Source organism: Paenalcaligenes suwonensis, from assembly GCF_011290505.1.
GTDB lineage: Bacteria > Pseudomonadota > Gammaproteobacteria > Burkholderiales > Burkholderiaceae_B > Paenalcaligenes > Paenalcaligenes suwonensis.
Map to the genome: position 1 here is coordinate 74,655 of NZ_JAANPV010000009.1, position 16,620 is coordinate 91,274.

Annotated in this window: 11 protein-coding genes; 10 read left to right on the plus strand and 1 reads right to left on the minus strand. The window is 48.4% G+C overall.

Features of this window, described 5'->3' with window-relative positions; translation table 11 throughout:
• Positions 1-445: 445 nt before the first annotated feature.
• The 10 genes from GY634_RS13775 to GY634_RS13820 all read left to right on the plus strand — a co-directional run bounded on the left by GY634_RS13775 (position 446) and on the right by GY634_RS13820 (position 14,904).
• Entirely contained in the window at positions 446-1,648 is a 1,203-nt protein-coding gene (locus GY634_RS13775) for a tyrosine-type recombinase/integrase (RefSeq protein WP_166409312.1), read from the plus strand.
• Positions 1,649-1,750: 102 nt separating this feature from the next.
• Positions 1,751-2,533, plus strand: coding sequence for a hypothetical protein (locus tag GY634_RS13780; protein WP_166409313.1), 783 nt, complete (start codon positions 1,751-1,753; stop codon positions 2,531-2,533).
• Positions 2,534-2,636: 103 nt separating this feature from the next.
• Positions 2,637-2,837, plus strand: a complete 201-nt coding sequence (locus GY634_RS13785) for a helix-turn-helix transcriptional regulator (RefSeq protein WP_166409314.1) — start codon at positions 2,637-2,639, stop codon at positions 2,835-2,837.
• On the plus strand, positions 2,837-3,220 hold the full coding sequence (locus tag GY634_RS13790; protein ID WP_166409315.1) for a hypothetical protein: 384 nt from the start codon (positions 2,837-2,839) through the stop codon (positions 3,218-3,220). The genes GY634_RS13785 and GY634_RS13790 overlap by 1 nt, the downstream gene beginning before the upstream one ends.
• Positions 3,221-3,622, plus strand: a complete 402-nt coding sequence (locus tag GY634_RS13795; protein WP_166409316.1) for a hypothetical protein — start codon at positions 3,221-3,223, stop codon at positions 3,620-3,622.
• A 567-nt stretch (positions 3,623-4,189) separates the two neighbouring features.
• On the plus strand, positions 4,190-9,118 hold the full coding sequence (locus GY634_RS13800; RefSeq protein ID WP_166409317.1) for a DEAD/DEAH box helicase: 4,929 nt from the start codon (positions 4,190-4,192) through the stop codon (positions 9,116-9,118).
• A 277-nt stretch (positions 9,119-9,395) separates the two neighbouring features.
• On the plus strand, positions 9,396-10,262 hold the full coding sequence (locus tag GY634_RS13805) for a LysR substrate-binding domain-containing protein (RefSeq protein WP_166409318.1): 867 nt from the start codon (positions 9,396-9,398) through the stop codon (positions 10,260-10,262).
• Positions 10,263-10,439: 177 nt separating this feature from the next.
• The gene (locus tag GY634_RS13810) at positions 10,440-12,515 is read left to right on the plus strand and encodes a LamG domain-containing protein (RefSeq protein WP_166409319.1); all 2,076 of its coding nucleotides are present in this window, start codon (positions 10,440-10,442) and stop codon (positions 12,513-12,515) included.
• 9 nt (positions 12,516-12,524) lie between these two features.
• Positions 12,525-12,704, plus strand: a complete 180-nt coding sequence (locus GY634_RS13815) for a hypothetical protein (protein ID WP_166409320.1) — start codon at positions 12,525-12,527, stop codon at positions 12,702-12,704.
• A 22-nt stretch (positions 12,705-12,726) separates the two neighbouring features.
• Positions 12,727-14,904 (plus strand): phosphocholine-specific phospholipase C, encoded by a 2,178-nt coding sequence (locus GY634_RS13820; protein ID WP_166409321.1) that lies wholly within the window; start codon positions 12,727-12,729, stop codon positions 14,902-14,904.
• Between the two features lie 510 nt (positions 14,905-15,414).
• Here GY634_RS13820 and gspF read toward each other — a convergent pair.
• Complete coding sequence (gspF, locus tag GY634_RS13825) at positions 15,415-16,617, minus strand: type II secretion system inner membrane protein GspF (RefSeq protein WP_166409322.1); 1,203 nt, start codon at positions 16,615-16,617, stop codon at positions 15,415-15,417.
• Positions 16,618-16,620 lie beyond the last annotated feature (3 nt).

The window sequence follows — 16,620 nt, forward strand, 5'->3', positions numbered from 1 at the left end:
AGTTAAATGGATATAACTTTCCCCTCCTAAACAAAATTGGGCACACCTAGGCGAAAGCCTTGATGTGAATGCGCTTAAATTCGGTGAAACCCCTGTGCAAACGCGGCAATACCGAGCGAAGCCTCGCCAGAGGAACGTGTAGAGACTCGACAGGCGCAGCCTACGGCACAACGTGCTATGGCTAAGATAGAGTCCAGACTACAAACCTGTGCAATGCAGGGCAGTGAAAACTGTAGTGGTACGAAGGGAAGATTACAGGTTCGATTCCTGTTGGGGCCGCCATAACGCCATACGGTAAAATGCGTTAAAGTTAACAAAACCCGCGCCAGATAATGGTTAGCGGGTTTTTTGTTGGTTGTTAATGTACGGTAGTGTGCATTGACATATACCGTCATGCGACGGTATTTTAGACGGTATCTGATAAATTGCTCGGAAAAATACCGTCATGCGTCCTAAACTTAGCGCTGTTGCTGTGAGGCAGGCCAAGCCAGAGAGTAAGCCGTACAAGTTAACTGATGGGTCTGGTTTGTATTTGCTTGTGAATAGTATGGGCAAATACTGGAGATACGATTATCGATTCCAAGGTAAAAGGAAAACTCTGTCATATGGGGTGTTTCCCACCATTACCCTTGAGGCGGCACGACAAGCACATCAGGACGCCAAACGTACCTTAGCGGATGGCATAGACCCAGCAGAGCAGAAAAAACGAGCTGATGGACGTAAGAGCTTTGCTGCGGTGGCGCGACTCTGGTTTGAGCATTGGAAAACAGATAAGGCTGATAGTACGGCTAGAGTTGTGTGGCGGGGATTAGAGGTAAACATACTGCCATTTATAGGCAACGTGTTGATTGATGAGTTAACAGCAGCACAAGTGCGGGACTGTGTGAAGCGAATAGAGGCGCGCGGCGCGTCTGAGGTGGCCAAGCGACAGTTACAGCGATGCAGCCAGATAGCGCGTTTTGGTGTGGCACATGACTATGCTGAACGTAATCCTGTTAGTGACGTAAATCCAAGCGACATATTAAAGCCAAGAAAGAAACAAAATTACGCTCGTGTCGACTCTAAGGAATTACCCGTTTTATTGCAGGCCATCGATACGTATCAAGGGCAAGAGCATACACGGCTTGCTTTGCAGTTAATGGCGCTCACCTTTGTGCGCACGTCGGAACTCATCAAAGCAAAATGGCCAGAGTTTGATTTACAGGCGCATCGATGGGAGATACCAGCCGAGCGCATGAAAATGCGCACTCCTCATATGGTGCCTTTGAGTAAGCAGGCTGTAGAGGTAATACAGAGGCTGCAGGCTATTTCCATGAGTGATAGCTATGTGTTCCCTTCGGATAATCGTAGAGGTGGCCACATGAGCAATAACACCATTCTGTATGCCCTGTATCGTATGGGGTATAGAAGCCGTATGACTGGCCACGGGTTCCGAGGTGTGGCATCAACGTTGCTGCATGAAAAGGGTTTTGCTCATGAGCACATAGAGCTACAGCTTGCCCACCAAGAGCGCGATGAGGTGAGCGCATCGTATAACCACGCCCTGTATCTTGAACCGCGCAAAAAGATGATGCAGTGGTGGGGGGATTACTTGGATGGGCTACGCAAGGGGAACCTACTTGATTTCCCTGTGAAGAAAATAGGGTAACGGTTAACGCTGGCATCTAGTCCGACGGGACGAAAAGGCGGAAGTCCACCGCTCTGATGCTGGCTACTTATTCGTATGGACAGCTACTAGGACGGGTAGTGGATGAAGCATAAGTATTACAGGATAAAAGAGTATCTAGATGGAAGAGAGGCTATTCAGTATTTGGCTTATTTAACTGGTGTGGAACTTGGTCGAAGTGAGTTTCTCTCTTTCATAGGAGAAGAGCTTTTTCCTTACCTTCAATTTATAGATATTCCCGAATATGGATTTCTAAATGAGGTTGCAGGTGAGTTATGTGGAGTGAACGGTAGTTTGAGGGCAGTGGGTCTACAGAAAATATGCTCACGATTGAGTCCACTTTTTGAAAGTGATCTGGGTGACAGTCTTGAATTGCCACGAAGGGGGGACTGTTACTTTCCTGATGTTTTAGAGTTAGAGGGTAAGATTACTTATCAGGAAGGAAAAGAGTTAGTTACAGATAGTTGTGTGTGGAATGTGAACGGTTATGAACTATTGCGGGCAGATGGACTGTTTTTCAAGACAAAGGATATAGAGTTATTGGCTGACAGGATGAATGCGGAAAATGCAGGGGAGTTGAGACGAGATGAGGAGGTCGTAGCTCTCAAGGCTGAAGTGGAGAAGTTAAGGGCAGCATTATCTGGTGGAGGTGGAATAAACCGCAGAAAAGAAGAAACCTTATACAGAATCATCATAGGTATGGCTCGAGGTGGATACGGTTATGATTTTTATGCGGAAAGAAATAGCGCAACTAACCGTATTCTGAAAGACATAAATGAGCGCAGAGAAGAAATAAGTATAGAGGCGTTACGGATACACCTAAACGCCGCTAGAGAGTATTTGCCTAGAAAGCCAGAAAAGACGTAGAGCTAGCAGTAAGTACTGTTAGATGAGCGGTACTTACTGCACATAAAGACTGACTAAAAATACAGTATCTCCATTGTTTTTTAATAACCGTGGAGATACAGAAATGTCTACCAAAGCCTTTCAACGTATGCCTGCCGTGCAAGAGCGAGCAGGGGGCGTATCCAGAACCACTATTTACGAGTGGGTGAAAAAAGGGCAATTCCCTAAGCCAGTAAAAATAGGTGGCCGCGCTATTGCTTGGCGGGTAAGCGACCTAGAAAAATGGGCAGAAAACCCTCAGGGTTGGGCTGAGGGGGGCGTGTAATGGATCCGCAAAAAAGAAACGCCCCCATCACGAGAAGCAATGAGAGCGCTGCAAATATCACTGTTGGCCAGCATACCATAAAACCATTTCAGGGCACACGTAACGTCAATGAGTTACGGGCGCTGGATGTGCTCCTCAAAGCAGAAGGCAAGCCAGTAAGCCGTAAGGATTTAGATCGATTATGTGGGGCTGCTAATAGCCCTGAAATCGTGCGCCGGCTACGTGAAAAAGGTCTGCCTATAAAGTGCGATATGCAGGAGACGGTGAACCGCTTTGGTGAATCGGTTAAGGCAGGGTATTACAGTCTTACCCCTTATGCTATGGCTAAGTTGTGCTTGTGGCTTGATATTGTTGCCTCCAGAGTAGGCAGGAGGTCCGCATGAATGACACGACGCAAACGCTCGGATTACCCCATCGGGGGGCGCTTTTGTGCTTTGCCTCACAAGGTTATGGATTGCGCGGCATTTGTTAGCTTGTCGGGTGCTGCTACTCGTCTGCTGCTGGAAATACTACGCACCTACAACGGCAACAACAATGGTCAGATGCACGTCACTCTAGGTGTTCTAAAGAGTCGCGGTTGGAATAGTGGTGATGTATTTACACGCGCTAGGCAGGAGTTGCAGGACAAGGGGTTTATCCAAATGACCCGCCTACCTCTTATGCCTAGACGTGGGGCATGGTTTGGCCTGACATGGCGGCCATTGGACTACACGCCAGAAATGGACTTAAAGCCGGTGGACTTCCTAAAAGATGCGTTTTTGCTGTGGGAGAGGAAAACAAAATAACTGACCGGAATACGGTCATATAAAGCCCTCCATTTGACCGGAATACGGTTATACGAAGTGCTCCATGTGACCGGAATCCGGTCAAATACAGGCCCAAAACAGCGTTTTCATATGACCGTATTCCGGTCACTTTATATATATAGCCATCTACTCCCCCATTTATGGGGGATTTATTAGGGGTTAGAAAGCAGCAAATAGGGATGTATAGTGCAAACGGTTTTTTGCAAAAAGTTGCACCGTTTACTGTAATGGGGACCAAAAAGGTAAAGCATGACTGCTATTTGATTAGCGGACATTGATGCTGCTTCGTAGTAGTGTATGTTAGCTTTTGTTAGCATTACCGTGGGTTTTCGGAGGCCATAAAAAAGACTATCTCCATTCCCTTGGTGCGCCAAAATAGGGTGCGGGTAGTTTTTAGGGTTGGATAAAACCTCACATCTACCGCACAGCTTTGCTGATGGGCATAATTGATTGGCCCGTTATCTAAGCGTTGCGTAACGGTTATGTCGTATCATAGCCAGCATCTATCATTATTGATTTGCATCTTTATTTGCTGCTGCCTTGCTTATGAACACACTAACCACCCTACTAGATACCTACCGACATGCTGCCGTTTCCGAACGCGAGAAAGGCACGTATTTTGAAGAACTAGTAATTGCCTACCTACGCAATGAGGCAACATACAAAGAGCTATACAGTGATGTGTGGACATATGCACAGTGGGCAGCACTGCAAGGCATAGACCAGCGTGATGCTGGGATAGACTTAGTGGCTAAAACGCGTGGCACTGACGAGCTACACGCCATTCAATGCAAGTTCTATGATGCGGGCTACAAAATACAAAAACGGGATATTGATAGCTTTTTCACGGCTTCGGGGAAACGCCCGTTTACGCACCGTGTCATTGTGAGCACAACCAACAATTGGAGCGAGCATGCCGAGGAAGCATTACGCGACCAGCAACCACCCGTTAGTAAGATAGGGCTACACGACTTAGAGAGCAGCCAAATAGATTGGTCACTTTACCAGCCTAAGCAGCAACCCGTGCTGCTACCTAAAAAGCAATTACGCCCCCACCAGCAAAACGCCTTAGAGCGTGTAGTAGCAGGGCTTGCTCATGCCGAGCGTGGCAAATTGATTATGGCCTGCGGTACTGGTAAAACCTTTACCAGCTTGAAAATAGCAGAGGCTTTAGCAGGTGCTGGGGGGCGGGTATTGTTTCTGGTGCCAAGCCTTTCACTGTTGTCACAAACCTTAACGGAGTGGACGCAAGAAAGCGCCATACCGCTGCACAGCTTTGCCGTGTGTTCAGATTCGGACGTTGGGAAAAAGCGTAGTGCCGATGATGACCGTGTGCAAACGTTCACCCATGAGCTGCGCTACCCTGCCACCACACAAGCAGACCGATTAGCAGATGAGATTGCTAGACGACACGATGACGAGCACATGAGTGTGGTGTTTAGTACCTATCATTCCATTGATGTCATTCACCGTGCACAGCATGACTTTAACTTGGCAGACTTTGACCTAATCGTTTGTGATGAGGCTCACCGTACAACCGGCGCAAGCTACGAGGACGAAGAAGAAAGCGCTTTTGTGCGGGTCCATAACCCTGACTTCATACGTGCTAGTAAACGCCTCTACATGACCGCTACACCGCGTATTTATGCTGATGTGGCTAAGGCCACTGCTGAGCAAGACAATGTAGCGTTGTACTCAATGGATAATGAACAGCACTACGGTAAAGAGCTGTTTGTTATCACTTTTTCAGAAGCTGTAAAACGTGGCCTGCTAGTTGACTACAAAGTCATTGTGTTGGCAGTAGAAGAATCACACGTTAACCGCCGGCTGCAAGCCTTACTAGGTGGTGGGGATAACTCCTTAAAAGTAGACGATGCTGCAAAAATCGTCGGGTGTTGGAAAGCACTGTCAAAACAAGGCATCAATACTGACCTACACTACGATGCTGCCCCCATGAAACGAGCTGTAGCGTTTTGTCAGGTCATTGCACCGAATAAGAAAGCTAAGCGACACCAAGTAGCGTCTATGAACATTGCTGAGATGTTCCAAGACGTTGTAGAAGCCTACCAAGAAGCTGAGGCCGCAGAAAATGGTGAGCTGGCCATTACACTGAATTGTGAAGCCGAGCACGTAGATGGCAGCATGAACGCCAGTCAAAAAGAAGAAAAGCTAGACTGGTTAAAAGCGGAAACCCCAGAGAACACCTGCCGTATTTTAAGTAATGTACGCTGTCTATCTGAGGGTGTAGACGTTCCCGCGTTGGATGCCGTACTGTTCTTAACTCCCCGCAACTCACAAGTAGATGTAGTGCAGTCTGTGGGGCGCGTAATGCGTAATGCCCCAAACAAGAAACTGGGGTATGTAGTATTGCCCGTGGTAATTCCCGCCGGCATGGAGCCACACGAGGCGTTAAACGATAACCAGACCTATAAAGTGGTCTGGCAAGTGTTGCAGGCACTGCGTTCACACGATGACCGCTTTGATGCCATGGTCAATAAACTAGACCTGATTGGCCAAGACACAAGCAAAATGGAAGTGATAGCTATCACTGACAAAATACAAGCACGTAAGCAGCCAAGTACCACCAAGCAAAAAAACAAAGCACAGGCAAAAAGTAGTCATAGCATTGGTGAGGCAGCCCATGTACCAGAGCAATTCCAAAACACGCTAGAGTTTGAGATAGGCGAAATAGAACGCGCTATTTATGCCAAGCTGGTAGACAAGGTAGGCAACCGTCATCACTGGGAAGACTGGGCAAAAGACATTGCCAAGATTGCCAATACACACATTGATCGCATCACGGCGATTATTGAAGCCCCTGAGAATACAAAAGAGCGCGCAGCATTTGAAGCGTTCGCAGCAGAGCTACGTGACGACATCAACAACAGCGTCAGTGATGCTGAAATTGTGGAGATGCTGGCACAGCACCTGATTACACAGCCTGTGTTTGAGGCTCTGTTTGAGGGTTATAGTTTTGCCCAAAACAACCCAATGTCTAAAGCCATGCAGCAAGTGCTAGACGCTTTGCATGAGCACCACCTAGACAAAGAAGCAGATACGCTACAGCGATTCTACGACAGCGTGAAACTACGAGCAGAGGGGATAGACAGCGCCATAGGCAAGCAGCGCATTATTGTTGAACTATACGATAAATTCTTTAGGTCTGCTTTTCCAAGAATGACCGACCGCTTAGGTATCGTGTATACGCCAGTAGAGGTCGTGGATTTTATCCTGCACAGTGTCAATGATGTCCTGAAAGCAGAGTTTGGGCAGACGCTCGGTAGTGAGGGAGTACATATCCTAGACCCTTTCACGGGTACGGGTACCTTCATTACTCGCCTACTGCAAAGCGGTTTGATAACACCAGAGCAACTACCTCACAAATACCGCCATGAGATACACGCCAATGAGATTGTATTGCTAGCCTATTACATTGCCACCATCAACATAGAGGCGGTCTATCACAGCATGGCTGGGGGCGACTATATCCCCTTTGAGGGGATTTGCTTAACTGACACGTTCCAGATGCAAGAAAGCGAGGACTTAATTAGTAAGCTACTCGTAGACAACAGCCAGCGCCGTGAACGTCAGAAGAAGCTGGATATACGCGTTATTGTAGGCAACCCGCCGTATTCTGCTGGGCAGACCAGTGCCAATGACAACAATGCTAACGTTGCCTACCCCTACCTAGATGAACGTATTCGTAGTACCTATGCAGATCAGTCAGTAGCCACTAATAAGAACGCACTGTATGACAGCTACATTCGTGCCATACGCTGGGCAAGTGACCGTATAGGCAACCAAGGGGTGATTGGGTTTGTGACAAACGGCGGCTTCTTAGAGGCCAACACAGCAGATGGGCTGCGTAAATGCTTAGCTGATGAGTTCAGCAATATCTATGTGTTTCATTTACGAGGAAATCAACGCACATCAGGTGAACTGTCTCGTAAGGAGGGGGGCAAAATATTTGGTGGTGGCAGCAGAGCGCCTATTGCAATCTCTATTCTTGTGAAAAACCCAGAAGCAAAAGAGCACGGACAAATCCACTTCCATGACATTGGTGACTACTTAAGCCGTGAGGAAAAGCTAAAGATAGTTTCTGAATACGCGAGTATAGATAGGATTACCCAATCAAAAGGCTGGGTAAAAATCACTCCTGACCCATACGGTGACTGGTTGAACCAGCGTGATGACAGCTTTGAGCAATATATATCCTTGGGGGATAAGAAGGATAAGAGTGCGGTTACAGTGTTTGAAAGCTACTCTAGGGGTATTGCTACTGGGAGAGACGCTTGGGTATATAACTCAAGCTTAGAGACTATAAGCTCTAATGTAAAAAGACTAATCGCTAACTATAACTCGGAGTTAGAACGGTTTAACTTTGCTCACCAAGGGCAGGATAGGAGAAGCAGAGAAGTTGCTATAGATGCTTTTATTGATAATGATCCAACAAAAATCAGTTGGAACCGCTCGTTAAAACAGGAGCTGGCAAGGGGAGATATATTGAGTTTCCATGCAAGCTCAGTATGTACCGCTATATACCGACCTTTTAATAGGCAACATGTTTATTTCGACCGTAAGTTAAATGACATGATTTACCAAATCCCTCGCATTTTCCCCTATGCGGAGGCTGAAAATTTGGTTATTTCATATAACGCTCGCTATAACGGAGTCGGTGTCCCTGTTCTAATAAGCAATGTATTACCTGACCTGCATTTGAATGGGGATGCCCAATGCTTCCCTTTGTACCTATACGACGAGCAAGAACGTGCCACCACAGCCACACAGCAGCAGAGCTTGCTAGGCAATGATGGCCAGACTGACGGCAGCTCTAATCATGAGGGACAGCGTCGCTATGCACTAACAGATGAGGGGCTAGGGTATTTCCAAACGGCCTACCCTACTGAAAGCCTCAGCAAAGAGGATGTGTTCTATTACACCTATGGGTTGCTGCACTCACCTGACTACCGTGCTCGCTATGCTGACAACCTAGCTAAAGAGCTGCCACGTATCCCGCCTGTTAAAGAGGCTCGTGATTTCTGGTTGTTTGTGCAGGCTGGTAGGGACTTAGCAGACTTACACCTAAACTATGAAACCGCGGCCATGTACCCTGCTACTGTTGATGGCGCTACTGATGATGCCAACTACAGGGTAGAGAAGATGCGTTACGGTAAAGGCAAAGATAAAAGCGTTATCCACTACAACAGCAGCATCACTGTACGCAACATTCCTTTAGAGGCGTATGACTATGTTGTGAACGGTAAACCCGCAATTGACTGGGTAGTAGAACGTCAGGGGGTACGAGAAGATAAGGCCAGCGGTATTGTGAATGATGCTAACGACTGGGCAACTGAAACGATGGGCAACCCACGCTACCCGCTTGAGTTGTTGCTACGGGTGATTACTGTCAGTCTTGAAACCATGAAGATAGTAAACAGCCTACCAGCTTTGGAGTTACAAGAGCACGAGAAATAGGCTTGTCTCTAGTCTCCATGGGTTAGTAATAGTAAGTATTTAAGTGTGTGTTTTCGTGCGATTTTCAAAGTTTATTTTCATGTGACGGTATTTTTGACGGTATCTAATATTTCAATTTTATGAAAATCTATATATGCAGTCGTTTGGCGTTGTAATGTGAAGACTGTTGGGCCGCCACCATCTAAATTCTGTCATCTTGGCCTTTTATGATGCAGTAACGGTATCAGCGTAGCGAGTGTTGCGCTGAGCCTTAGGTTTCTGTTTCGTAGTGCCAACAATGATTTCCCTGCCATTTCAAGCATTTTTGCTGGTTGCTCAGCATGGCAGCATTACGTATGCTGCCCAACGGTTAGCGCTTAGCCAGCCCACCATTACTAACTACATACGACAGATTGAACAGCGCTACGGCATTGAACTGTTTTATCGCCAAGGTAAAGGGCTGGCCATCAGCAAAGAAGGGCAGCAGATACTGCCGCATTTGCTGTTGCTACAGCAGCAGGCCACGCAAGTCGAATTTATGTTGCGTGACTATAAGAAAATGCAGGGCGGCTGCTTGCGGGTAGGGGCAACAGGCCCGTACTACATTATGGAAAAAGTGCATGAGTTTCAGGCACAGTATCCAGCTGTAGAGGTTTGCTATCTGCAGAAAAACTCCGTAGACATTCTGAATGCGGTACGCAACTACGAACTAGAAATAGGCACGTCGTCGTTATTAATTCAAGACGACGCCATGACGTGTAAGGTGCTGGCACAAGACGCTCTTTTCTTTGTGTGCCACACTCGCCATCCCTTAGCGAAAAAGTCTGCTGTGTCGTTAAGCGACCTGGTAAAGACTGACTTTCTAGTGCGTGAGCAAGGGTCCATGACACGGCAGATCGTATTGGACAGTTTGCAAAAGCATGGGGTGAAGCTAGCCTCGCCCATCGAGGTGGGCAGCCGTGAAGCCATACATTGGGGGTTGCGTCACAACATGGGATGCAGCCTATTACCTCAGCGCGAAATCCCCCCCTTTGCTGAGTTACGCACTATCCCCTTACTAGAAGTGTCTTTGCCAGTACACGAGTATGTGTATTACCTGAAAGAACGCGAAGACACCGCTGTCATACAGGCTTTTGTCGCCTCCTTAGCACTGACGGCACCTTAAATTTTCTAATGCATGCATCAAGAAAAACACGGTTGCTGTCATTCCCCTATCACCTCACCCCGCGATACTGGCACATGTTTCCAGTTGTACGTGTGTGCAACGCTATCACTGGCTATGAGTGCAGAAAAGAGAGGTGGGCTTGACTGTGCTCTGTAGCGATTTTAAAGAAGCTCTATCATGACATTGGTTCCTCTTCGTAAGAAACATGGCTGGCGCGCAGGAGCAGTTACCGTAACGGTGCTGTTGACAGCATTATTAAGTGCTTGTGGTGGCGGTGATGATGACGACTCATCCACCGTTAAACCACCAGAGCACAAGTTTGGCTCGTTAGGCGGTAAAAAAACATTAGTGGTACACGTAGATGGCTTGACCATGGAGCCGTTGCAAGCGGCTTTGGCAGCACATCCAAAAGTGCAGACCTTAGGTAGCGTACTGCCATTGCGCAGTGGTGGTTATGCAGGCACCTCATCAGAACAACAAACAAAGGCATTGCCTAGCTGGGCATCATTGCTGACCGGTACGTGGTCTGTAGAGCATGGTTTGGGTACTGCTCTGCCCGAGACCGGTGAAGCGTTAAAAGCACAGACCGTATTTGATTGGGTCAAAACGAATGCGCCAGAGGCACAAACAGCCTTAGTGGTGAGCACCCCTGATTACGCTAAAGCGTTGCAAGCGAATGTGGATGAGGGCGAAGTAAGCATACTGCCTGACTGTGCCAATAACGATGTTTGTGTGACCAAACAAAGTCAGGAAGCCGTGGTGAAAGGCGCTGATTTTATTTTGGCGCAATATTCAGGCTTGCTGAAACAGTCGGATCAGTATGGGCTTGGGTCGACGCAGTATCAGAATCAGGTGCAAACCGTTCTGAAAGATTTCACCAGCTTGCTGTCATTGATTGATGAACGAGAAGCCTTAGCCAGTGACGAATCGTGGCAAATCGTGCTGGTGAATAGTTACGGTATGGATAAATTCGGCACTGTGTCGGGCGCACAGTTCGAGTTGAATAAAACCGGTTGGATGCTGAGCAATATTGCGCTTAGCGATATTGTTACCGCACAAAATGATGCTGCGCGTGGCCCGTTGGATTACGCCTCCATTGTGGATGTGGCTCCAACGTTGCTAACAGGCATGGGGGTGTCCTTACCCGTAGGTACCTATGTATTTAACGGTAATGATCTGCGCAACCCCGTGCAGATAGATAGGCTGGTTTTTGATTACGACCAAAACTCGTACAACCTGTCGTTAGAGTGGAAGCTCTACAGTGATGCACAGTTTGCCGCCCCAGTAGAAATCTACCGCGAAGGTCAGTTGCTGGCGACTGTGGATGCGAGCACACGTCGTTATGTAGACACCACTATTCCTAACGGTGCAGAAGGCACGTTATTGCCACTGCGCTACGAAGTGCGTACTCAAGGTGGTGCGGCATCGGTACATACCGTGGTGCAACCCGCTCCAGACCTAAATGCCAGCGTATTAAATGGCATGGTGATGTATTACCCATTCCTGAATGCTAAAGCAGAAGACGCTAAGCAAGTTTCTACCCTGCAGCCTTGGAATAGCACTAACCCCGGTGCGACATGGGTGACTAAAGCCGCCGATCTACCCTACAAAACCTCCGAGACTCCTAGAGCCAACAGTGCGTTGACGATGGATTTGGGGGCTTACAAGCAGGGCGACTACTCCGGCTACAAACTCAATATGGCTAATACCAACGTGACTGTAGACCCTTCGGTTCAGGCTTTCACTATTGGTTTCTGGTTCAAAACCAACGGGGTATGTATTGGTGGTGGTTCGTCTGTTTTGGCGAATAAAGACTACGACAGCGGTAACAACCCTGGCTTGGCCATTGGTATGTTTGGTTCTACCAATAACTGCGAATTGCGCTTTAACACTGGCGGTGGCGGCGGTAGGGATGAGCTACAAAACTTTAGCGTGACCCCTAACGAGTGGGCCTATGTTGCCGTGGCTGTGGATAAGAAAAACAAGCAGTTGTACGCCTACTTAATGGACCCTAGTGCGGGTCAGCAAAACAGTCAAAAAGCGATGGCCGATGCTCGTGTCAAAGCGATTGGCGGTACGGGTACCGGCATCATGGGCTTTGGTGATGATGCTACTGGTCAGTACTCCAAAAACTACAACTTCACCGGCTTGAAGAGCTACACCGACTTAGCCGTGTGGAACCGTGTCTTGACGTTGGATGAGGTGAAAAACATTTATGCCTCGCGTCGCCCTATTTCCTCCTTGCTCCCTTAAGGATCAGTTATGCACAGAACAACCAGTTTCTCTCGCCCCGCTGTATGGGGGCGCTATATAGCTCGCCTATTTGGTGTGGTGGCGCTCAGTGTGGGTTTGGCAGCGTGTGGTGGTGACGATAACGACTCATCAACAGAACCGCCACCGCCACCACCGCCACCCGTCGCTGTGATTCATTGTGCCCCTTAATTGCAAAACAAGATAAAACGTCATGAGTGTATCTAGAAGAAATTTTATACGTGGTGTGGCTGGTAGCAGTGTAGCGGCCAGTGTGTTGGCGACTTTCCCACCCAGTATTCGTAAAGCCTTGGCTATTCCTGCAAATTCACGTACTGGTACGATTAAGGATGTGGAACACATTGTTGTGTTGATGCAGGAAAACCGTTCTTTTGACCACTACTTTGGCACCATGAAAGGGGTGCGTGGTTTTGGTGATAGATTTACGATTCCAGCTCCTAATGGCCGTTCTGTATGGGAACAGCACGATAGCAGTGGTAAGGAAATTACGCCTTACCACCTAGACAGCAGCAAAGGTAATGCGCAGCGTGTCAACGGCACGCCGCATACGTGGGTGGATGGGCAGTTGGCATGGGACCATGGTCGTATGACAGAGTGGGCCAGACACAAACAAGCACATTCCATGGGCTTTTACCGCGAAACTGAATTGCCATTTCAGTTTGCGATGGCCAATGCGTTCACCATTTGTGATGCCTACCATTGCTCTATGCACACAGGCACCAACTCCAACCGCTTGTTTATGTGGACAGGTACCAATGGTCCTACTGCCTCTAACGAAGCGGTAGTGAATAACACCTTGGATAGTATTGGTCCATCAAGCGTAGGCTTTGAGTGGAAAACCTACCCAGAGCGTTTGGAAGAGGCTGGTATTAGCTGGAAGGTTTATCAGAATATGCCTGATAACTTTACCGATAATCCACTGGCAGGGTTCAGACAATACCGTAAAGCCAACGAAGACTCCGGTAAGCCGGTAGGGGGGAGCTCTAATCCCGCGTACCACCCTGATGATGACAAGCTTGCGCCCTTGTATAAAGGGATTGCGAACACCATGCCTGATGGCGGTATGTTGCAGCAGTTGCGTGATGATGTGTTGAATAACGAGTTGCCGCAGATTTCGTGGATCGTGGCACCGGCGACGTATTCTGAACACCCAGGCCCATCCAGCCCAGTACAAGGTGGTTGGTATACCCAAGAAGTGTTGGATGCACTGACCGCTAACCCCGAGGTGTGGAGCAAAACGGTATTGTTGGTGAACTTTGATGAAAACGATGGTTATTTTGACCACGTACCTTCACCATCGGCACCCTCCTACAACCCAGATGGCTCGTTTGCTGGTAAAACAACATTGCCTGAGAAAGACGTGAGTTACGAGTACTACACACACCAAAAACCGGTGAGCGCAGGCGGTCAGCCAGCACCGGACAAAAAAGTGTATGGCCCAGGTATTCGCGTTCCTATGTACGTGATTTCACCGTGGAGTCGTGGTGGTTGGGTGAACTCTGAAGTGTTTGATCACACCTCGGTGATTAAATTCATGGAAGCGCGTTTTGGCGTGATGGAGCCTAACATCAGCCCGTACCGTCGTGCTGTGTGTGGGGACCTGACCTCGGCATTTAACTTTAAATCCCCCAACGACGAACCGTTGCCGTTCTTGAATGGTCGTTACACCAAAGGCGAGGCAGATTCTATCCGTGCGGCACAGCAGGCATTGGATCAAGTGCCACGTCCTTCGGTGACCAAACTACCTACGCAAGAAGTGGGCGTGCGTCCATCACGTGCGTTGGATTACCACTTGCACACCAGCGCGCGTTGTGATGCTAAGTCTGGTGTGATGCTGATGTTCAGCAATACAGGTAAGCGTTCTGCGGTATTTCATGTGTACGACAAGTTGAACTTAGATCGTTTGCCTCGTCGCTACATGGTGGAACCCGGTAAAACGCTGGAAGACACGTGGGATGTGGTCAAAGACAACGTAGGTCGCTATGACTTGTGGGTGTTGGGTCCTAACGGTTACCACCGTCAGTTCAAAGGTAATGTCAGCAGCCTAACCTTCACACAGGCAGAACCTGAAATCCGCGTGTGTTACGACGTGACTAACGGTGATGCTTTTGTAGAGCTGATGAACGGTGGTAAAGAGGCATGTACCTTCACGGTGCAAGCGAACTTCTACCGCGAAGATGGCCCATGGGCAGTTAAGGTGGGCCCAGGTGAGAAGCAGAAGCTGGCATGGGAGCTGAAGCAAAGTGGTCACTGGTACGACTTTACTGTGCACGTTGATAGCGACCAAAGCTATGTGCGCCGTTTTGCAGGTCGTGTAGAAACGGGTAAGCATGGTGTGAGTGATCCGGCCTTGGCATTGCAGGATTTCTAACCGGCTGTTTTTCGTTTGGTTGGTAGACGCCCATGAGGTTTTCATGGGCGTTTTTTTGTGATGTGGATTACCGAGTGGTGGGTGTCTACGCTTAGTGTTGGTGCAAAGTGATGGTTGTATTCATCGCACGCGCCGAGGGACTGCGGAACAACTTTTTATGATTTGAGATACCAAATCAAAAAAGTTTTCCTCCGCCTCCTCCGATGTATCGCAATTGCTAGGTTTACAGCCCTTTCTTCAGTAGCGTTTTAGTCAAGAAAGGTAGTAGTGCTGATGTTCGCTGATGCTGTGTATTAATTCTCTATCGGCCAAAGCGAGCCACAATAGTGCTCGTCTACAACAGAAGTAGAAGTGCCTAGCAGAAACTACCAAAGCAAAAACCGTTGTAAGCGACGAAGGAAAGGCGGATGGAAGTATTTTTTTATTTGGTGTCTCAAATAAAAAAATACTTTCGCAGCCTTAGGCTACGGCAGATAGTCGTGAGTAAGCGGGCTTTTCCCCTCATCCTGACTACTGAATCAACTGATTCAACTCAATAATCGGCAACATCACCGCTAACACAATGAGCATCACAAAGCCGCCCATGAATAGAATCATCAGCGGTTCCAAGATAGCGGTGCTGGTGGTGGCACGCTGTTCTAGCTCTGTGGATAACGTATTGGCGGCACGTTCTAGCATCAGCGATAACTGGCCGGTGCGCTCCCCGCTTTGTACTAAATGTATAAGCAATGGCGGAAAGCCTTGATGCTGTCGTAAGGCTGCCGCCAAACCAGAGCCTTCTTGTACGGCTAGCGTGCTTTGTGCGATGGCGTTTTTTAAGTGTGTGTTGCTGATGGTGCGTTCGGCTGCTTGTAAGGCGGCTAATAACGGCACGCCACTACTGTGCAAAATCGCCAGCGTAGACGCGAAGCGGGCAATGTCCACACCTTGCAAGTAACGTCCTAATAGTGGGGCTTTAAGCAGTTTGGCATCCCACGCTAAACGTAGGGCGGGGGCGCGTAAGGCTAATCGCCACGCTACGACCAACAAAGAAAATACGATTAGGCATACTACTCCCCACTCACGGGTAAAGTCGCTTAACCAGATCATGGCAACGGTTAAGGGCGGCAAACTATTTTGGGTTTGTACAAAGGCGTTCACCACCTGTGGTACTACGTAGCTCAACATGAAAATCACAATCAACACCGAGACGATGCTCACGATGATGGGGTAGATCAGGGCATTGGTGAGCTTGTTGCGTAGTTGATGGCGTTTTTCTATGTAATCGGCGAGCTTAGTAAGCACCACATCTAACTGGCCTGAGTGTTCTCCGGCGTCTACCAAGGCTCGATAAATATCTGGGAATATCTGCGGAAATTGCCCCAGCGCTTGGCCTAGCCGTTGGCCGGAGCGTATTTCTTGGCGTATGTGACGCAGCACGTGTTGGGTGGCGGCGTTGTCACTTTGTTCTATGACTGCACTAAGAGCGGCCTCTAAGGGCAGTTGTGCATCCAGTAGGCTCGCTAACTGGCGTGTCATCCAGCTTAGTTCTCTATCGCCCAGTTTGAGTGCCCGTGTAGAGTGACTGCGTGTACGAGATTTGGCGCGTAGTTTCAGCACCAGTAAACCCTGTTGGGCAAGCAGTGATTGTGCTTGCTCAGCAGATTCGGCTTCTATAAAGTCGTGTACGGTTTTGCCAGTGCCATCCAGGGCTTGATAGTGAAAATAGGTCATGGT

Excerpts from the sequence above, each read along its gene's own strand:
- GY634_RS13795 (WP_166409316.1), top strand. The coding sequence starts at position 3,221 with ATGACACGACGCAAACGCTCGGATTACCCCATCGGGGGGCGCTTTTGT.
- GY634_RS13775 (WP_166409312.1), top strand. The coding sequence starts at position 446 with ATGCGTCCTAAACTTAGCGCTGTTGCTGTGAGGCAGGCCAAGCCAGAG.
- GY634_RS13815 (WP_166409320.1), top strand. The coding sequence starts at position 12,525 with ATGCACAGAACAACCAGTTTCTCTCGCCCCGCTGTATGGGGGCGCTAT.
- GY634_RS13810 (WP_166409319.1), top strand. The coding sequence starts at position 10,440 with ATGACATTGGTTCCTCTTCGTAAGAAACATGGCTGGCGCGCAGGAGCA.
- GY634_RS13790 (WP_166409315.1), top strand. The coding sequence starts at position 2,837 with ATGGATCCGCAAAAAAGAAACGCCCCCATCACGAGAAGCAATGAGAGC.
- GY634_RS13805 (WP_166409318.1), top strand. The coding sequence starts at position 9,396 with ATGATTTCCCTGCCATTTCAAGCATTTTTGCTGGTTGCTCAGCATGGC.
- gspF (WP_166409322.1), bottom strand. The coding sequence starts at position 16,617 with ATGACCTATTTTCACTATCAAGCCCTGGATGGCACTGGCAAAACCGTA.
- GY634_RS13785 (WP_166409314.1), top strand. The coding sequence starts at position 2,637 with ATGTCTACCAAAGCCTTTCAACGTATGCCTGCCGTGCAAGAGCGAGCA.
- GY634_RS13800 (WP_166409317.1), top strand. The coding sequence starts at position 4,190 with ATGAACACACTAACCACCCTACTAGATACCTACCGACATGCTGCCGTT.
- GY634_RS13820 (WP_166409321.1), top strand. The coding sequence starts at position 12,727 with ATGAGTGTATCTAGAAGAAATTTTATACGTGGTGTGGCTGGTAGCAGT.
- GY634_RS13780 (WP_166409313.1), top strand. The coding sequence starts at position 1,751 with ATGAAGCATAAGTATTACAGGATAAAAGAGTATCTAGATGGAAGAGAG.